13 protein-coding genes are annotated in these 16895 nt (G+C 71.8%); 6 read left to right on the top strand and 7 right to left on the bottom strand.

Features of this window, described 5'->3' with window-relative positions; genetic code table 11:
- Positions 1–39 precede the first annotated feature (39 nt).
- Together ACFY3V_RS19265 and ACFY3V_RS19260 are read right to left on the bottom strand one after the other, a co-directional pair.
- Positions 40–3597, bottom strand: a complete 3558-nt coding sequence (locus ACFY3V_RS19265; RefSeq protein WP_389774903.1) for an amino acid adenylation domain-containing protein — start codon at positions 3595–3597, stop codon at positions 40–42.
- Positions 3594–6140, bottom strand: coding sequence for a S9 family peptidase (locus ACFY3V_RS19260; RefSeq protein WP_389774900.1), 2547 nt, complete (start codon positions 6138–6140; stop codon positions 3594–3596). Before ACFY3V_RS19260 ends, ACFY3V_RS19265 begins: the two co-directional genes overlap by 4 nt.
- Before the next feature lie 211 nt (positions 6141–6351).
- On the opposite strand from ACFY3V_RS19260, the gene ACFY3V_RS19255 reads away from it, so the two are divergent.
- Positions 6352–7563: a cytochrome P450 gene (locus ACFY3V_RS19255; protein WP_362905884.1), complete on the top strand. Its 1212-nt coding sequence runs from the start codon at positions 6352–6354 to the stop codon at positions 7561–7563.
- Between the two features lie 11 nt (positions 7564–7574).
- Positions 7575–8732, top strand: a complete 1158-nt coding sequence (locus ACFY3V_RS19250) for a winged helix DNA-binding domain-containing protein (RefSeq protein ID WP_362905886.1) — start codon at positions 7575–7577, stop codon at positions 8730–8732.
- 55 nt (positions 8733–8787) lie between these two features.
- Here ACFY3V_RS19250 and ACFY3V_RS19245 read toward each other — a convergent pair whose 3' ends face one another.
- The 4 genes from ACFY3V_RS19245 to ACFY3V_RS19230 form a co-directional block, all read right to left on the bottom strand.
- Entirely contained in the window at positions 8788–9567 is a 780-nt protein-coding gene (locus ACFY3V_RS19245; protein WP_389774896.1) for a thioesterase II family protein, read from the bottom strand.
- 71 nt (positions 9568–9638) lie between these two features.
- Positions 9639–10646 carry a 3-deoxy-7-phosphoheptulonate synthase gene (locus ACFY3V_RS19240; protein ID WP_389774893.1) on the bottom strand — a complete coding sequence of 336 codons (1008 nt, stop codon included), beginning with the start codon at positions 10644–10646 and terminating at the stop codon, positions 9639–9641.
- Positions 10640–11467: an orotidine-5'-phosphate decarboxylase gene (pyrF, locus tag ACFY3V_RS19235; RefSeq protein WP_389774890.1), complete on the bottom strand. Its 828-nt coding sequence runs from the start codon at positions 11465–11467 to the stop codon at positions 10640–10642. Before pyrF ends, ACFY3V_RS19240 begins: the two co-directional genes overlap by 7 nt.
- A gap of 217 nt (positions 11468–11684) precedes the next feature.
- Complete coding sequence (locus ACFY3V_RS19230) at positions 11685–12590, bottom strand: SDR family oxidoreductase (protein WP_389774887.1); 906 nt, start codon at positions 12588–12590, stop codon at positions 11685–11687.
- A gap of 183 nt (positions 12591–12773) precedes the next feature.
- Between ACFY3V_RS19230 and ACFY3V_RS19225 the strand changes: the two genes are divergently transcribed.
- The 3 genes from ACFY3V_RS19225 (at position 12774) to ACFY3V_RS19215 (ending at position 14844) form a co-directional block, all read left to right on the top strand.
- Positions 12774–13448 (top strand): TetR/AcrR family transcriptional regulator, encoded by a 675-nt coding sequence (locus tag ACFY3V_RS19225; protein WP_362905896.1) that lies wholly within the window; start codon positions 12774–12776, stop codon positions 13446–13448.
- Positions 13449–13552: 104 nt separating this feature from the next.
- A complete protein-coding gene (locus ACFY3V_RS19220; RefSeq protein WP_389774884.1) occupies positions 13553–14422 on the top strand; it encodes an LLM class flavin-dependent oxidoreductase in 870 nt (289 codons plus the stop codon).
- A complete protein-coding gene (locus tag ACFY3V_RS19215; RefSeq protein ID WP_389774881.1) occupies positions 14419–14844 on the top strand; it encodes a nucleoside deaminase in 426 nt (141 codons plus the stop codon). Before ACFY3V_RS19220 ends, ACFY3V_RS19215 begins: the two co-directional genes overlap by 4 nt.
- A 26-nt stretch (positions 14845–14870) precedes the next feature.
- Here the strand turns inward: ACFY3V_RS19215 and ACFY3V_RS19210 are convergent, their stop codons facing one another.
- The gene (locus ACFY3V_RS19210; protein ID WP_362905902.1) at positions 14871–15464 is read right to left on the bottom strand and encodes a TetR/AcrR family transcriptional regulator; all 594 of its coding nucleotides are present in this window, start codon (positions 15462–15464) and stop codon (positions 14871–14873) included.
- 106 nt (positions 15465–15570) lie between these two features.
- On the opposite strand from ACFY3V_RS19210, the gene ACFY3V_RS19205 reads away from it, so the two are divergent.
- Entirely contained in the window at positions 15571–16821 is a 1251-nt protein-coding gene (locus tag ACFY3V_RS19205; protein ID WP_362905905.1) for a Gfo/Idh/MocA family oxidoreductase, read from the top strand.
- The last annotated feature ends 74 nt before the right edge of the window (positions 16822–16895 follow it).

Genomic DNA, 16895 nt, shown 5'->3' with positions numbered 1-16895 from the left:
CTCGATCGTCCGGGCGCGGCCTGGTGGTGCGGTTCCTGCCTATCCGAGTTCGCGTAGCGCCGAGGCCAGGCCCGCGGCCGTGGGACGCTCCCAGAGCAGGCGGGCCGCCACCGGCCTGCGCAGGCCGCCGCGCAGGCGGCCGAGCAACGTCACCGCGAGCCGGGAGTCGCCGCCCGACTCGAAGAAGGCGTCGTGCGGGCCGATACCCGGCTCGTCCAGCACCCGCCGGAAAGCCTCCAGTACCTCCAGCTCCAGCCGGTCGCGAGGCTCGTCGGACCGGCTCGCGGCGCGGGCGGCCGAGGAGGCGAGCCTGCGGCGGTCTATCTTGCCCGCGGTGGTCAGCGGCAACTCGTCCAGCACGTGCACGGTCCCCGGCACCATGTAGCCGGGCAGCCGCCCGGCCGTCCACGCCCTGGCGTCCTTCGCCGTGACCGTCATCGCGGAGGTGGAGGTGGAGGTCGCGGTGGATCCCGAGCGGGGCGCGGGGGTGGAAACGGACGCGGCGGCGGTCCCCGAAGCGGCGGTGGAGGCGGAGGTGGCCACGTAGGCCACCAGCTGCTCGTCTTCCAGGGCCACCGCCGCGTCGTCCACGCCGGGACAGGCCCGCAGCGTCTGCTCGATCTCGCCCAGCTCGATCCGGTAGCCGCGATGCTTGACCTGGTGGTCCACCCGGCCGATGAAGTCGAGGCGGCCGTCGGGGCGCTGCCGCACCAGGTCACCGGTCCTATAGAGCCGCTCACCGCACACCGGAGGCGGCCCGCCCGGCACCGAGGGGGCCGAGGGGGATGGGCCGGTTGACGTCGAGGGGAGAGGAACATCCGCCCCCGAGAGGGGCGACCCGCATGAGGTCGAAGGGGGAGGCCCGTCCGGCGCCGAGGGGGATGGGCCGTTCAGGGCCGAAGGTGACGGTGTGTCCGGTGCCGTGGGTGGTCGTCCGGCCAGGGGGACGAATCGCTCGGCGGTCAACGCGGGCCGCCGGTGGTAACCACGTGCCACGCCCGCGCCGCCGACGTGCAGCTCCCCGGGCACCCCCCACGGTGCGACGCGTCCGGCGGCGTCCAGCACCAGCGCGTACGCCCCCGCCATGGGCAGCCCGATAGGCGGTACGCCCTCGCCGGGCGAGCAGTCGGCCAGGGTCGCGATGACGGTCGCCTCGGTCGGCCCGTAGGCGTTGACCATGCGCCGGCCGGTGCCCCAGCGCTCCACCAGGTCGGGAGTGCACGCCTCACCGCCGGTGACCAGCACCCGCAGGGCGGGCAGCGGGTCGTCGCCGGGCAGCGTCGCGATCACCGAGGGGGGCAGCAACACGGCGTTCACCTCGCGCTCCGACAGGCACCTGCTCAGCGCCCGGCCGACGAGGATGTTCCCCGCCTCCGGCACGCACAGGGTGCCCCCGGAGACCAGCGTGGTGAACACCTCCCACACCCAGGCGTCGAAGGTCGGCGGCGCGAACTGCAGCAGCCGTACCCCGGGGCCGATCCCCAGCTCGGGGGCGAGGGCCATGACCAGGTTGCACGCGCCGGAGTGCTCGAGCAGCACCCCCTTGGGCAGGCCGGTCGAGCCCGAGGTGTAGATCATGTACGCGAGGTCGTGGGGCCCGGCAGGGCCGGGCGGAGTCTCCTTGGCGAGGGCATGCCGGTTGGACGGCCCGGGGACGAGACGGTCGAGGGGAACGGGATCGCGTCGGTCGAGGTCGAGGCGGCGCCCCCCGCCCTCGGGCAGGCCGCCGAGGATCTCCCCGGTGCTCACCAGGACGGCCGCCGCCGCGTCGGACAGCAGATACTTCAGCCTGGGGGCCGGTTGGGACGGGTCGAGAGCGAGGAACGCGCCGCCCGCGTACAGCACCCCGGTCACGACCGTGACCAGGCGGGCCGAGCGCGGCAGGCAGATCGCGGCCACGGTGCCGGGGCCCACCCCCTCGGCCGCGAGCCATCCGGCCAGCTCGCGGGCGCGTTCGTCCAGCTCGCGGTAGGTGAGCCGCTCGTCGTCCCCGTCCACGGCCGTCACCTCTGGGGTGCGCCGGGCCTGGGCGGCGATCAGCGCGGCCAGGGTGGAGCCCGGGGAGTCCAGGTCCACCGCCGCGGGCGGGCCCGCGATCGGTCCTGAGCGGTCGTCGAGTGGCAGGTCGAGCACCGGGCGCGCGGGGGAGCGGGCCATCTCGCCGAGCAGCCGGGCCAGGCGGGCGGCCATCAGTTCGATCGTGGCGTGGTCGAAGACGTCGGTGGCGTACGTCAGCGTCGCCCGGAACAGGCGGCCGTCCTCGGCGCTTTCCCCGGCCCCTCTTCCTTCTCCGTCCCCGTTTCCCCGGCTTTCGCCGTTCCGGGTTCCTGTCCTGTCCGGTGTTTTCGCGGTGAGACGCAGGTCCAGGTCGCAGGCCGTACGCCGGGCGGCGGGCTCCTCGTCGCCGAGCGGTTCGAGGCGCAGGCCCGCCGCCTCGTGCGAGGCGGGAGAGGGTACGACGCCGTACGCCACGTCGAACAGCGCACCCCGGCTGGGGTCACGGGGCGGCGCGACGGCGGAGACCAGGTCCTGCAGGGGCAGCCGGTGCCGCCAGGCGTCGTCCGCGGCCCGCCCCAGCCGGGCGGAGAGGGTGGCGAGGTCCGGGTCGCCTGACAGGTCCACCGGCAAGGGGAGAAGGTCGTCCAGCGGTCCGGCCGTCCCGGCGAACTCGTTCGGCTCCCCGCCGAGCAGCCCCGAGACACGCCCCGGGGCGTGCGCGCCGATCGTGAAGCGCTCCTGGCCCGAGCAGCGCGACAGCAGGACGGCGAACGCCGCGAGCACCGCGAGGGAGGGGGAGGCCGGCTCGGACGGCACGGCCACCTCGAAGCGGTGCGTCCCGCCCGCGCCGGAGCGGCGCCCGGGGCGGGGCCGGTCGGTGGCCGTCTCCAGCGGCGGCACGTCCCGCAGCGCCTCGCGCCAGAACTCCCGCCTGTCGTCGCCCGTCGCCCCGGGACCACTGTCCGAGACCGCCGCGGTGTCGGCGGGCGCGGCGTCCCGGCCGCGAACGGGCGCCGAGTCCCGGGCGCCGGGAAACGACGCCGACGGGTCAGGGGCCTTCGCGTTGGGAGCCTTCGCGTCCGGACGGGGGAAGTCGTCCCTGCCGGGCACGCGGGGCGTGCCGGGCAGGCGCGGGGAGTCGTCTTCGACCCGGGCCCGGTACAGCTCGGTCAGGTCGGCGGCGAGCACCGCGACCGAGCCCTCGTCCGCGACGCACGGGTGCATGCGCACCACGAGCACGTGTTCCTCGGGGCCGAGCGCGAGCAGGGAGGCGCGCGCCAGCGGCCCGGTCACCGGGTCGAACGGCCGGGACTCCACCTCGGTCAGCGCCGCGCCGAGCTTCTCCGGCTCGACCGGCACCCCCCGGGGCGCGGGCAGAGCCCCGGCCGACACCACCGGGCGAGGCCCGTCGCTACGGGTGGGCAGGGTCCAGCGCAGCACCTCGTGCCGCGCGGCCAGGTCGCCGAGCGCCGAGCCCAGCGCCCTCTCGTCGAGAGGGCCGGTCAGCCGCAGCCGCAGGGAGATCCCGTCGGGTACGGCGTCGCCGCGGATGCGGTGTTCCAGCCAGGCCCGTTCCTGGGCGGGCGAGAAGAGTCTCACGGGGTGCCTCCGGGCAGGTTGAGACGGAGCCAGTCCAGCTCCTGCTCGATCATGCTCTGGAAGTTCGCGGGGGAGATCATCGAGTACGGCATGTGCGCCTCGCCCCAGTAGCTGACCAGCCGCACCTTCTTGGCCTGCCTGGCCAGCGCGGTGTACATCTCCTCCGAGCCGGTGTGGGTCAGGTAGTCACGCTCGCCGTGCAGCATGAGCACCGGCGTCTTGATCTTGCCCGCGTGCAGGAGCGGGCTGTTGCGCACGTACCTCTGCGGGTCCTCCCACGGCGGCTTGCCCAGCCCGAACTCGAACGCGGGGTCCTCGATGTAGGCGGGCGCGAACCACTCCTGCGCGCGGGGCGTGTAGCGGAAGCGGGAGTCGAACACGCCGTAGCTGCTGATCACGTCGGAGAAGCCGGAGATCGCGATCGCCGCCTTGAAGCGGTCGGTCTGCGTCACCAGGCTGTGCACGTTGTAGGAGCCGAAGGAGTGTCCCAGCACCGCGAGCCGCTTCGGGTCGGCCACGCCCTCGTCGATCGCGGCGTCCACCGCGTTCATGATCGGCTTGGTGGGCCAGGTCATCGGCTCGGCCGCGGCCTTGCCTTGAGGGCGGGGTATGGAGGGGACGAGCACGGCGTAACCCTCGGCCGCGAGGAACTGCAGGGTGAGGTAGCTCGGGTTGTTCACCTGGAACTCCGGCACGTCCTCCAGGGTGGAGACGATCCTGGTGCCGTACACGTTGACCACGAGCGGGTGGCGCTGCCCGTCGCGGTGGTCCGGTGGCAGCAGCAGCGCGCCGGTGAGCTTCTCCCCGTCCGCCCCCTTGTAGGTGATGAGCTCGCGTTTCGGAGGGGTCACCTGGGCGAGGTGGCCGTTCAGCGAGAGCCGCTGGGTGTGGCGGCCCGCCTGGGAGGTCCACAGCGCGGTGCCCTGGTCGCCGCCCGCGCCGAAGACCGCGGTGCGGCTCGCGGGGGAGTATCCGGCGACGCCCGCCTCGGGGTGCGGCAGCGGGAGCGGGGTCAGCACGGGTGAGGCGCCGGGCGCCAGCTCGTACAGGCCGCCCTTGGCGTCACGGGCGAGCACCACGGGGAAGTCGCGGTCGAGGCGGGGGTTGGCCGGCTCGGCCCCTCCCCGGTCGGTGGGCCGCACGCCGTTGCGCTTGACGCCGTCGTCCAGCGGCCAGGCCAGCTCCGCCAGCGGCGCGGCGCCGCCCGCGTTCAGGTCGCGCGCCTTTCCGGTACGCGGGTCGATCAGCCAGGCGCGCCCGTCGGCCACGCCCAGCACGCCGCCGGGCACAGGTACCAGCTCCAGCGGCGGGACCTTGAACCGCGAGGTGAGGTCGCGCGGCGCGGCGGCCGGGTCGGCGGGGTCGAACGCCCACCAGTCCTGGCGGGCCATCGGGTTCACAGCATCGACGACCTTTGATCCGCGCACCAGCGGGGTTCCGGCGCCCCACAGCAGGCCCGTCGCGACGAGCCGGTCGGCGGCGAGCGGCGTGGCTTTTCCACCGGTGGAGGGTACGAGGTAGGCGGTGAACGGGTCGGGCGTCTCGGGGGTGGTCTTGCCGACGACGAGCAGCCGGGAGCCGTCGGCGGCCCAGCGAGGCTGCACGGTGACCGAGGGGTTCGGCACCTCGGTCACCACGCGCGGCTGCCCGCCGGAGGCGGAGGCGATCGCGAGCTGGGTGCGCCGTTCCAGAACACGCTTGAGCTGCCCGGCGACCGCCGGGGTGGGGCCGAGGTCGTCCACCCGGGCGATGAGGCGTCCGGTCGGATCGGCCACCAGGTTGCCCGCCGTGTAGGTACGGGCAGGGCCCGCCGAGGTGAGCTTCCCGGTGACGGCGTCGATGACGGCGATCTCCTCGTCCAGCTTGTCCTCGCTCTGGGCGGTGGAGCTGTCGAGCACCGAGGCGGTGGCCTCCTTGCCCTTCTCGACCTTCGCCCACTGCTTCGGGGCGACGCGCTGGGCCTCCAGCCATTGGCCGTACTCCAGCGCCCAGCGGCCGGCGTTCACCATCGGAGCGATCACCCGCCGCTCGTCCAGCCACTGGATGAGGTAGCCCGAGGCGTTCGTCATCGTCTGCACCCCGCGCGGGGTCAGCTTGCGGGTCTCGCCCGTCTCGCGGTCCCACACGTGCAGGAACACGTCGTCGCCGCCCCGGGTGGAGGCGAAGGCGAGCATGCGCCCGTCGGGCGACCACACCGGGTTGTAGTGGCCGGTGCCGTCCTTCGCGCCGTGCGTCACGTCGCGCGCCGGACCCTGGCCGTCGACTATCCAGATGTCCGCGCGCTCGTTTCCGTCGACAAATGATGCCCCATATCTGCTCGACTCGCTCGGGCCGCGTTTCACGACCACCGCCACCGCTTTACCGTCGGGGGACGGCACGACCTGACCGAGTTTCTTCGTGGTCATGAAGTCCTGCATCGCGAACGGCCGCGCGGTCCCCGCGGCGACGGATCGTTCCACCACCGGGGAAGCCGGTGGGGAAGCACCTCCCACCAGGGCGGCGGCCGTGAGCAATGACAGGGCGAGCTTGACACGTAGAACCATGGGAGGACGATAACCATGTCACCGGAAACAGGAAAAAACGCTCGGACGGGTCTCCGGAAGGCGGCCTATAATCCCGCCCTCGCCTTAATCGGGACGGTACGCGGGTTAATCGAGGCCGCCCCGCAGGTAATCGGGCCCGCCGGTAATCGAGCCATCCCGCCGGCGAGATGACTTCTGCCGGAAAATTCTCCGAGGAATGGGAAGTTCCTAAATGACTGATGTCGATCTGGCCGATGCCGATCTGCACGTCGGCGACAGACCCCACGAGGTCTTCCGCCATCTGCGAGACAACGACCCGCTCTACTGGAATCCCGACGGCAAGGAGCCCGGCTTCTGGTCGGTCACCCGCTACGAGGACTGCGTGAACGTCCAGAAGGACCCGCAGACCTTCAGTTCCAACCAGACCAACACCCTCGGCCCGCATCGCAACACCGGTGACCAGGGGTCCGGGAAGATGATCAACACGACGGATCCGCCCCGCCACACCGAGCTGCGCAAGCTGGTCAACAAGTGCTTCACCCCCCGGGCGATCGCCGCCCTGGAGCCGTACCTGCGCTCGGTCGTCAAGGACGTGTTCGCCGACGCGCTGGAAAAGGGAGAGTGCGACTTCGCCACCGTCGTGGCGGCCCTGCCCGTCGCGGGCATCTCCGCGCTGCTCGACGTGCCGCGCCAGGACTGGGACCTGATGCTCAGGCTCACCTCCACGGCGTTCGGCTCGCACGACAGCGAGTACCAGATGACCTCCGACGTGCGCGCCAACGCCGCCCAGGCGCACGGCCAGCTCCTGCTGTACTGCCAGGGCCTGGTGGAAAAACGCCGCAGGTCGCCCGGTGACGACATCGTCAGTCTGCTCGCCCGCTCCCAGGACGCGGGGGTGCTGAGCGAGGAGGAGTGCCTGCTCTTCTTCGACGTGCTGATGCTCGGCGGCAACGAGACCACCCGGCACGCCGCGGTGGGGGGACTGCTCGCCTTCATGGAGCACCCCGACCAGTGGGACCGGCTGCGCAAGGAACCCGAGCTGGTGCCCAACGCGGTGGGCGAGCTGCTGCGCTGGACCTCGCCCAGCCGCCACGTGCTGCGCCGCGCGGCCCGCGAGACCGAGCTGCACGGCAAGACCATTCACGAGGGCCAGGACGTCGTCATCTGGCACACCTCCGCCAACCGCGACGAGCGCGTGTTCGACTCTCCCGAGGTGTTCGACGTCGGGCGTCCGCGCAGCTCCCGCAGCGGGCACGTCGCGTTCGGCTCCGGCCCGCACTTCTGCCTGGGAGCCGCTCTCGCCGAGCTGGAACTCACCGTCTTCCTGGACGAGCTCGCGAACTCGGTGTCGGGGGCGGAACTGCTCGGCCCGCCCGACTATCTGCGCTCTCCCGTCATCAACGGTGTCAAGCACGTCCAGGTTCGGCTCCATCCCATGGGGTAGAAGCGTCGACCATGAACTCACTCACCTGGGATCAGGTCCACGCGCGGCGGCTGGCCCGCCATCACCTCGTGAAACCCGTCTCCGGCGACCTGCGCAAACCCGTGCGCGACGTGTGCGGGGTGCAGTCGCAGGTCGCCGCCGCGGCCGAGCTGGCCATCGGGGCACGGGTGAAGGACGCCACGCAGGAGCAGGTGCGCGCGGAGCTGTACGACAAGAAGCGCCTGGTCAAGACGTACAGCCTGCGCGGCACCCTGCACGTGCACGCCGCCGACGAGCTGGCACTGTGGATGGCCGCGATGCGCTGGAAGCCCTACTGGCGCGCCAAGGACAGCTGGCACGCCCACCACGGGCTCACCGCCAAGCAGGGCGAGGCGTTCGTCGACGCGGTCCGTGACGCGCTGGACGGCGAGTGCCTGACCCGCGAGGAGCTGGCGAAGGAGGTCTCCGGACGTGTCGGAGCGTGGGCGAAGGACAAGCTCGCCTCCAACTGGGGCGAGTTGCTGCGTCCCGTCGCCTACCTCGGCGTGCTCTGTTTCGGGCCGGTACGCGGAGCCAAGGTCACCTATGTCAGGCCCGACCGGTGGGCGGGGCTGAAGACCGAGGTGAAGGACCAGCCGGACCCCGAGGAGTCGGCGATGGAGATCGTGCGCCGCTATCTGCGCGCGTACGGTCCCGCCACCCACCAGGACCTGGCCCGCTGGTTCGCGCTCAGACCGCCCGAGGCGCGTGAGGCGCTGGAGTCGCTCGGCGAGGAGGTCGCCCAGGTCGAGGTGGAGGGACGCAAGGCGTACGTCCTCGCCGCCGACGAGGGCCGCTGGCCGTCCGACCCGAGCTGCGTGCGGCTGCTGCCGCAGTACGAGGCGTACGTTCTCGGCAGTGGTCCCAAGGAGGTCGTCGTGCCCAAGGACACCGCCGCTCGCGTCTTCGAACACGGCAGGGGCAGGTACGAGGGCGCGGTCGCTCACCAGATCATGCTCGTCGACGGGGTCGTGGCCGGGATGTGGGAGCGCAAGGAGAAGGGCGGCAAGGTCGAGATCAAGCTGGAGTCGTTCGTCAAGCTCGACTCCGGCCAGAGCGGGGAGCTGGAGAAGGAGGTCGAGCGCGTCGGCCGTTTCTACGGCGCCGAGGCCACCCTGTCCATGGGGAAACTCGTCGGCAAGAAACGCTGAGCTCCTCCCGGGGCACTCCCGGCCGGGAGTTCGGCGGAACTCGTCCCCGGCCGACTCAGCGGCAGGCGCCGAGATCCTCCCGTATCGCGCGCAGCATGGTGCGGCGCTGGGTGTGGATGAAGAAGTGCCCGCCCGGCAGCAGCCGCAGCCGGAACGCCGCCCCTGTCTGCGCGCTCCACGCGCTCAGGCCCGCCGCCGTCGTGGTCGGGTCCCCGTTCCCGCCGAACACCGAGATCGGGCAGGCGAGCGGTGGCTCGTCCTCGTGGACGTAGGACTCGGCGGCGTTCAGGTCCGCCCGCAGCACCGGCATGATGAGGCTCATCAGCTCCGCGTTGCCGATCACTTCCGGGGGGATGCCGTCCAGCCGGTGCAGCACCCGCATCAGGTCCTCGTCACCGAGCTGCCCGAGCCGTGGCATGCCGTCGCGGACCTGGGGGGCGTTCCAGCCCGACACGAACAGCCGTCCGGGGCCAGGCAACCCGCGCGAGCGCAGCCGCCGTGTGACCGTGAACGACACCAGTGCGCCCATGCTGTGCCCGAACAGCGCGAACGGCAGCGCCTCCAGGCGTGACAGCCCGTCGATCACCGGGTCGACGATCATCGACAGTTTGTGCCTGGGCTTCTCGGAGATGCGGGTCTCCCTGCCCGGCGAGCGCACCGCCCACAGTTCCACGTCACCGGGGAGCAGGTCGGCCCAGCCGCGGAACGTCGTGGCGCCGCCTCCGGCGTTGGGCACGCAGACCAGCCTCGCGCGGGGCCGTTCCGGCCGGTGCAGCGGCACCAGCCAGCTCGCGGGATGAACCGCGGCGCGCGTCGAGGTCGTCGTCGAGGTCACTGAGGTCATGGAAGTCGCAGAGCTCGCAGAGGTCGCAGAGGTCGCAGAGGTCGCAGAGGTCGGGGAAACGGTCATCGCGGAACCGCCAGGGATCGTGCGGAGTCCCGGGCCCGCTCGCAGGCGGCGACCAGGTCCGCGAGGGACTCGGGGGGGAACATGTGCGCCGCGTCGCCGGGCCGGTACATCCTTTCCGGCCTCAAACACGACTCGATGAGCAGCCCGTCCGCGCCGTACGCCGCGGCCGCCAGCGAGGCCGGGGCGACCAGCGAGGCCGAGCCGGTGCTGTGACTGGGGTCGAAGACCACCGGCAGGTCGGTGCGGGCGCGCAGTGCGGCGATCGCCCCGAACCCGGGCTGCGGCGGGGTTCCCGAGGCGCCCGCGCAGAGCACCACGGCGTCGTTGCCCCGGGTGAGGACGAACTCCGCGGCCCGCAGCCAGTCGTTCAGGCTCGCCCGAGGCCCCCGCATCAGCAGTACCGGCCTGGGCTGGGCGCCCAGCTCGGCGAGGAGCGGGCGGTTGTCCAGCTGCCGCCCGTCCACCTGCAGGCAGTCGGCCACCTCGGCGACCGCCTCCACCTCGCGCGGGTCGCACACCTCGGTGATCACGGGGATGGCCGCCGCCCGCCGGACCTCCGCGAGCGCCTCCAGGCCACGCCTGCCCTTGCCGGGGAAGTGGTAGGGGCTGCTGCGCGTCTTGGAAAGCCCGGCCCGCAGGGCGTGCGCCTTCTGCGCCTTGACCGCCAGGGCCGTCTCGACCGTGTCCTCGGCCGACTCCAGCGCGCACGGCCCCGCCGCCCACCACAGCCGATCTCCCCCCACCACCCCGTCGCCGATCGCCACCTCGCTCGGTGCCACGCCGCTTTCCCGCCGTACCAGCCAGTGGCCCTCAGGGGTCGGGTGACGGGCCAGCACCGCGGGCGAGGTGGGTACGCGGGCGAGGGACTCGTCGCCGCTCACCACGACGAAGACCCGCCCGGCCAGCCTGACCGGCCAGGCGGCGACGTCCTCGTGCGCCCCGGCCAGCGCCGCCACCTCCTCGGCGACCTCGGCGGAGGTGCCGGGCCGGAGTTCGATCAGCACGCCGGGACCCCGGCGTCGATCTCCTTTCGCCAGGCCGCGATGCTCGCGCTCAGCGCGGCGACGTCGGGCCCGTGTCGCAGTACCCCGGTCGTCACCGGCAGGACGGCACGTCCGGGAGCCTCGGCGGCGACGGCGAGAAGGTCGTGGGTCTCGCGTCCGGCCCTGCCCAGGCCCGGCAGTTCCACGACCGCCGACGGCATGCGGGCCACCAGGTCGGTCGCCTCCTCGCGGCCGGCCCCGACCACGGCCGCGGCGGCCACGCCGTGCTCGTCGTTCCACTCCCGCACCTCGTCGGCGGTGCTTTGCGCGACGGTGCGCGACCCTGTCACGGCGCCCTGGACCCCGCCGGCCGCGTGGTTGGAGGTGCGGACGAGCACCATGACCAGGGTTCCGCTGTCACGGGCCCTGTGCAGCAGGGGATCGAGGGCGGCGAAGCCCATGAACGGGTTCGCCGTCACCGCGTCCCCGCCCAGCACGCTGCCGGGACCGAGGTAGAGGTCGGCGTAGGAGTCCATCGTGTCGTCGGCGTCGCACACCTTCGCGTCCAGCACGGCGAGTGAGCCCCGCTCGTGCACGCCGTCGACGACCTCGCGCAGCAGGTCCGTGCCCGAAGTGCCGAAACGGGTGAAGAACGGGACCTGGATCCGGTAGACGGACACCCGCTCGCCCGCGGCCTCCAGCACCACCCCGCACATCCGCCGGGCCCCGTCCACGTCGTCGTCCATCCTCCACGCCTCCAGCCACTTGGGGGAGGGGGCGATTCCCAGGCAGAGGGCGGATCGGGTCTTGAGCAGGTCGGTCCATATCGGTACGGCAGCCATGGGCCCATTGCACACGCTCGCGCCGGGGGCCGCGCCGGGCCCGCTCGCGGGCGGGGTTTCGTCGGCTAAAATCTCCGGCCCGCGTTTTGTTGATCTACATCGTAAAGGCGCTCGGTGGGATCACGAACCGTCTCACCGGCGTACCGGAGCGGTCCGTGTTCCCACCGACGACGGACCGCGGCTCACGGGTCGCGGCGCGCGCCTTCCCTGGACGGGGTCAGATCGACGAGGTAGCCGGAGGCGCCGAGCGCTCCTGGCTCTTCCACAGTCGCGCGGTCTCGCGCACGTAGCTGCGGTAGTCGCGCGGCGCGTGGCCAAGCAGCCGGGTCACCTCCTGGACCTGCGCCGGATCGGTCGGGAACTCCGCGTTCTTCAGCAGGACGAAGCTCGAGATCCAGTCCTCGAGCTTCTGCTCGGCGAGCCGCTTGCCGAAGATCGCCTGCCACTCCCCATCGCCGTCCACGTATGTCACCGGACGCCCGAGTTCGGCCGCCCAGATCTCGGCGGCCTCGGCCCCGGTGAACGACTCGGGCCCGATCAGGGCGTACTCGCCACTCGGGAAAGCGGGATCGATGAGCGCGGTCGCCGCCAGCTCGGCCATGTCTCGCAGGTCGATGCGGTTCGATCGCTTGATCGGCGTCGGGTAGACGCCGTTCAGGATGTCTTCCTTGAAGATCTCGTCGTTCTGGTTGTAGTTGGCGAGAGCGATCACGACGGGGTTCGCCGTCGACGCCGCGAAGGCGGTGCTGACCTCGAGCTTGCCGCGGTAGGCGGGCATGCTCTCCACGAACGCGGCTCTCATCTGGGGGTCGCTGATGTGCGTGCCGGCGAGGACGAGCCGGATCCCGGCCTCCTCGCCCGCTCGTACGAACGACGTGCCCAGTCGCACCTCGTCCGGCTCGTGCGGGGGGATGTAGAAAGCAGCCTGGACGCCCTTCATGGCACCGCGCACCGCTTCGGGGTCGCCGAGGTCGCCCACGTGGCGCTCGACGTGCGCGGGAAGGTGCGCGGCGCGCTGTTCGTCGCGCACCAGCACTCGCGCGTCGGTACCGCGCCTGAGCACCTCTTCGAGCACCAGGCTGCCCACGGTGCCCGTGCTCCCGACGATAAGAACCTTGGTCATCGCTCTTCCTCCAGCGATCTGCTGTCCCACTTCGCCGTCCGGCCGCCGTGGGCGATGCGTTACGTTGAACATACTTCATTGAATGATAATCAATCAAATGCCGATGGGCGTTCTCCGTGACCGGGCGGGGGACGATCGTGGAATACGCTGATGACAGGCCGAGCCGGCGTCGCGAGGAGGGGAATGGACGTGACCCAGTCCGTCGTGGGCAAGCCGCCCACCCGGCGGCAACTGGCCGCTCAGGAGACGCGCCGGAAACTGCTGGAAGCCGCGCTGGAGAACTTCTCCAGGCGCCCCTACGCCGACGTCACCGTCGCGGACATCGCCCGTTCGGCCGGGGTCGCCCACGGGCTTCTGTCCCACCACTTCAACGGCAAGGAGAACCTCTACGCGGAAGTCGTAGGCGTGATCGACCAACGGCTCCGCGCCGCCGCGAAGATCGGCTCCGACGGGCCCGTCGTCGAGCGACTCCGCCGCCACCTCGCCGCCCATCTGAGGTTTCTGGCCGAGAACGAGGACGCCGCCCTGAACCTCATCCTGCGGCGTGCGGACACCACCGACGCGGCCTGGAAGGCCTTCGAGACGACGAGCCAGGAGGGAATCCGTGCGATCTGCGGGTTACTCGGCCTCGACGCGGACGCGCCGGCGCTCCGGCTGACCATGCGCGGGTTCAGCGCCGCCTGCGACGAGACGGCCCTGGTCTGGCTGAGAAGCGGTCGTCCCTACGAGATCGAGGCGCTGGTCGACGTCTTCGTCGCCTTTCTGACGGGCGCGATCCGGGCCGCCTGTGACCTCGCGCCGGCACCCGTGCTGCGTGAGGCTCTCGAGGTCCTTCAGTCCGAGGTCTCCGACGGCTGAAGCGGTCGAGCGGGTGATTTCACGGTCGCATGTCCTCAAAGAGCATGCGGCGCTGATCGAGGTATCCCTTCCGGATCTCCATGATCGCTCGCTAGCCTGAAGTGGTGAAAACAGGCGTCAACGTACTGAACTTCGGGCCGGGCACCGATCCAGGGGTGCTGCGCGGCTGGGCACGGACTGTGGAGGGGCTGGGCTTCGACCTCCTCATGGTCTCGGACCATGTCGCGATAACCCCCGATGTCGCCGAGCAGTACCCGCCGCCGTTCTACGAGCCCTTCACCACCCTGTCCTGGCTGGCCGGGGTGACCGACGGGATCCGGCTCGGCACCACGGTGCTCATCGTGCCGTACCGCCACCCGCTGCTCGTCGCCCGCATGGCGGCCAACCTCAACCGGCTCAGCGGCGGGCGGCTCGTCCTCGGCGTGGGCGTCGGCTGGGCGCGGCAGGAATTCGAGGCGCTCGGGGTTCCGTTCGAGCGACGCGGGGCGCTGACCGACGATCACCTCCGGGTGATACGCGCCGCCTGGGAGGACGACGAGGACTACCAGGCCGGGCGAATACCGATCTGGGTCGGCGGCAACGGCGACGTGGGACTGCGCCGGGCGGTACGTCTCGGGGAGGCGTGGCACCCGCTCCGCCTCACCCTGGAGCGGATGCGCGAAGGGCTGGACCGGCTGAAGGTCCTCGCGGACGAGGAACGGCGCCCGGTACCGGGCTTCGCACCCCGCATCGTCCTGCGGCTCACGCAGGCCCCGATCACCGCTCCGGGACGTCTCGCCGGCGAAGGCACGATCGACCAGGTCATCGACGACCTCGAACAGTTGCGCCTGCTGGGCGCCGACAGTGTCGTGCTCGATCCGTTCAACGGCGACCCGCAGGAGACGCGCCACCCGGAGGTGGCCTGGCAGGCGCTCGCGACCGTGGCGGCCCACTGGGACCTGAACACTCATCGACCACGAACAGGACGATCATGACGCACGACGACGAGAAGCATCTCCGCAGGGCGATCGAACTCGCCGCCGGGGCGCGAGCGGCCGGAGACGCCCCTTTCGGGTCGCTGCTGGTGGGCCCGGACGGCACGATCCTCGCCGAGGATCACAACACGGTTCTCAGCGACCGCGACATCAGCGCCCACCCCGAGCTGAAGCTGGCCAGGTGGGCGGCCCGCGAGCTCACCCCCGACGTCGCGGCGGCCACGACCATGTACACCAGCTGCCAGCCCTGCCCCATGTGCGCGGGCGCCATCGAACGATCCGGTCTCGGCCGCGTCGTGTTCGCGCTCTCCAACGAGCAACTCGCGAGCCTCAAGCCGGGAGGCGGCTGGCCGCACGTGTCCCAGGAGGGCCCGGCGCTGTTCGACGAGGCGCGCGTCCCGGTCGAGGGCTACTACACGTAAAAACGGGTAGCCGCGTGCGCTCTGGCTCACCCCTCGGTGGGCCAGGCGCGCAGTGCCGTCTCGGCGACCCGCAGCAGATCCTCCCTGGCGCAGCCCGCGGCCGCCTGTACCGCGAGGCCGTCGGCGAGGGTGGTGACGAAGCGGGCCAGGTCCGCCGGGTCACAGCCGCCGGGCAGGTCGCCCTCCTCCCTCGCCCGTGACAGGCGCGCCCGCAGTGCCGCCTCTCCGGCCTGCCTGTGCGCCACCACCTCGCTCCTGATCTGCTCGGCCTCCGGCGCGCACGCCTGCACGCAGCGGATGCTGAGGCATCCGAGGGGGGTGTCGGGGCCGGTGGTCAGCTCGATCACGCCGTACACCAGGCGTTCGACGACCTCTCGTGCCCGGGGCGCCTCCAGGGCGCGGACGGTGAACGCCCCCGGACCGTTGACATAGCGGTCGAACACCCTGCGAAACAGCTCCTCCTTGTTGCCGAAGGTGCCGTAGAGGCTGGGACGGTTGATGCCCATGGCCGCGGTGAGATCCGATATCGCCGTTCCCTCATAGCCCTGGCTCCAGAAGACCTCGAGTGCCCGGTCCAGGGCGTTCTCGGGGTCGAACGCGCGCGGGCGCCCTCCTGGCATGCGCACCTCCCTAGTTTCTTACCGATCGATACGTTACCCCGTTGACGAGCCGATCCGCTCCGAGCTAGTTTTTTACCGATCGATACTTAACTCGTGAAGGGGGACCATGAGCAGATCACCCGCCGGTCCGATCCGTATCGGCGTCGTCGGCGCCAGCCCTGACCGGGGCTGGGGAACGGCAGCTCACCTACCGGCCCTGGCAGGCTTGGGGGAGTACGCCGTCACCGCGGTCGCGACCACCAGACAGGACAGCGCCCGCCGCACCGCCGCCGCGTTCGGAGTCCCGCACGCCTTTGCCGGCGCCGCCGAGCTGGCCGCCCACCCGGACGTGGACGTGGTCGCCGTGACGGTCAAGGCGCCCGACCACGCCGAGGCGATACGGGCCGCGCTCGACCACGGCAAGCACGTCGTGTCCGAGTGGCCGCTGGGGGTGAACCTGGCCGAGGCCGTCGAACTGGCCGAGGCGGCGACCGCCGCGGGGGTCGTCCACGCGGTCGTCCTCCAGGGATTTCACTCCCCGGCTGCGGGCTTCGTCAGGGATCTGATCGCCGAGGGCCGGATCGGACGGATGGAGTCGATCACCATCGTGGCCGACGGCGCCCCGCTCGGCGGGAGCCGTATCCCGCGCGACCTCGCCTGGAGCACCGACCCCGCCGCGGGGATGAACCTGCTGACCGTGATGGCCGGGCACGTCCTGGCGACGGTCGAGCATCTGGCGGGTCCGCTGACGGAGATATCCGCTTCGCTCACCCATCCTTATCGTGAGGTCGTCGTGGCCGGGACGGACCGGTCGATCCCCAGCGGGGTGCCCGGTCACGTAACCGTTCACGGACGCCTGGAGAGCGGCGCCGCGGCCGTGGTGAGCATATCCGGGGGCAACGCGCCGGGGCCCGACGGCTTCCATCTCAGGATCACCGGGAGCGAGGGCGCGCTGACCATCACCCCCACACAGCCCGGAATGTACCCGCACTGGGCCGACTGGACGGTGACCCGTTCGGCCGCCGACGGCACCCGCGCCGAGCCGGTCGTCGCGGGCCGCCCCACGCGCCAGGACGTTCCCGGCGACACCCTCGCGAGTCCACCCGTGCTCGTGCCTGTCGCCGTGCACGCCAACGCCCCCATGCCTGCGCCCACGCCCGCCGTCAAAGCCCTCGCCCACGCCTCTGAGCCCTCACTCGCCAACGTCCCCCCTGGCCCGCCCGCGAACGTCGCCGCCCTCTATCTGGAGGTCGCCCGCGCGATCACCGAGGAACGCGAGGCGTACCCCTCCTTCCACACCGCCGTGCGCCAGCACCGCGTGCTCGCCGCCATCGAGAACGCCTCGCGGACCGGCGTCCGCCAGACACTCGCCTCATAGGCACCCAACGCCGGACAGGGACCGGCCGGCGGCGCGTGTGCTGAGTTCGTACGAGAACGCACTTCCCTCACTGG

Source organism: Streptosporangium sp. NPDC000095, assembly GCF_042899335.1.
Taxonomy (GTDB): Bacteria; Actinomycetota; Actinomycetes; order Streptosporangiales; family Streptosporangiaceae; genus Streptosporangium.
The sequence above is the reverse complement of the archived record's forward strand: the minus strand, read 5'-3'. Positions and strand labels throughout refer to the sequence as shown.

Coding starts and splice junctions, on each gene's coding strand:
- ACFY3V_RS19215 (WP_389774881.1), top strand. CDS start 14,419: ATGACGCACGACGACGAGAAGCATCTCCGCAGGGCGATCGAACTCGCC.
- ACFY3V_RS19260 (WP_389774900.1), bottom strand. CDS start 6,140: ATGGTTCTACGTGTCAAGCTCGCCCTGTCATTGCTCACGGCCGCCGCC.
- ACFY3V_RS19230 (WP_389774887.1), bottom strand. CDS start 12,590: ATGACCAAGGTTCTTATCGTCGGGAGCACGGGCACCGTGGGCAGCCTG.
- ACFY3V_RS19205 (WP_362905905.1), top strand. CDS start 15,571: ATGAGCAGATCACCCGCCGGTCCGATCCGTATCGGCGTCGTCGGCGCC.
- ACFY3V_RS19225 (WP_362905896.1), top strand. CDS start 12,774: ATGGACGTGACCCAGTCCGTCGTGGGCAAGCCGCCCACCCGGCGGCAA.
- ACFY3V_RS19255 (WP_362905884.1), top strand. CDS start 6,352: ATGACTGATGTCGATCTGGCCGATGCCGATCTGCACGTCGGCGACAGA.
- ACFY3V_RS19250 (WP_362905886.1), top strand. CDS start 7,575: ATGAACTCACTCACCTGGGATCAGGTCCACGCGCGGCGGCTGGCCCGC.
- ACFY3V_RS19210 (WP_362905902.1), bottom strand. CDS start 15,464: ATGCCAGGAGGGCGCCCGCGCGCGTTCGACCCCGAGAACGCCCTGGAC.
- pyrF (WP_389774890.1), bottom strand. CDS start 11,467: ATGGCTGCCGTACCGATATGGACCGACCTGCTCAAGACCCGATCCGCC.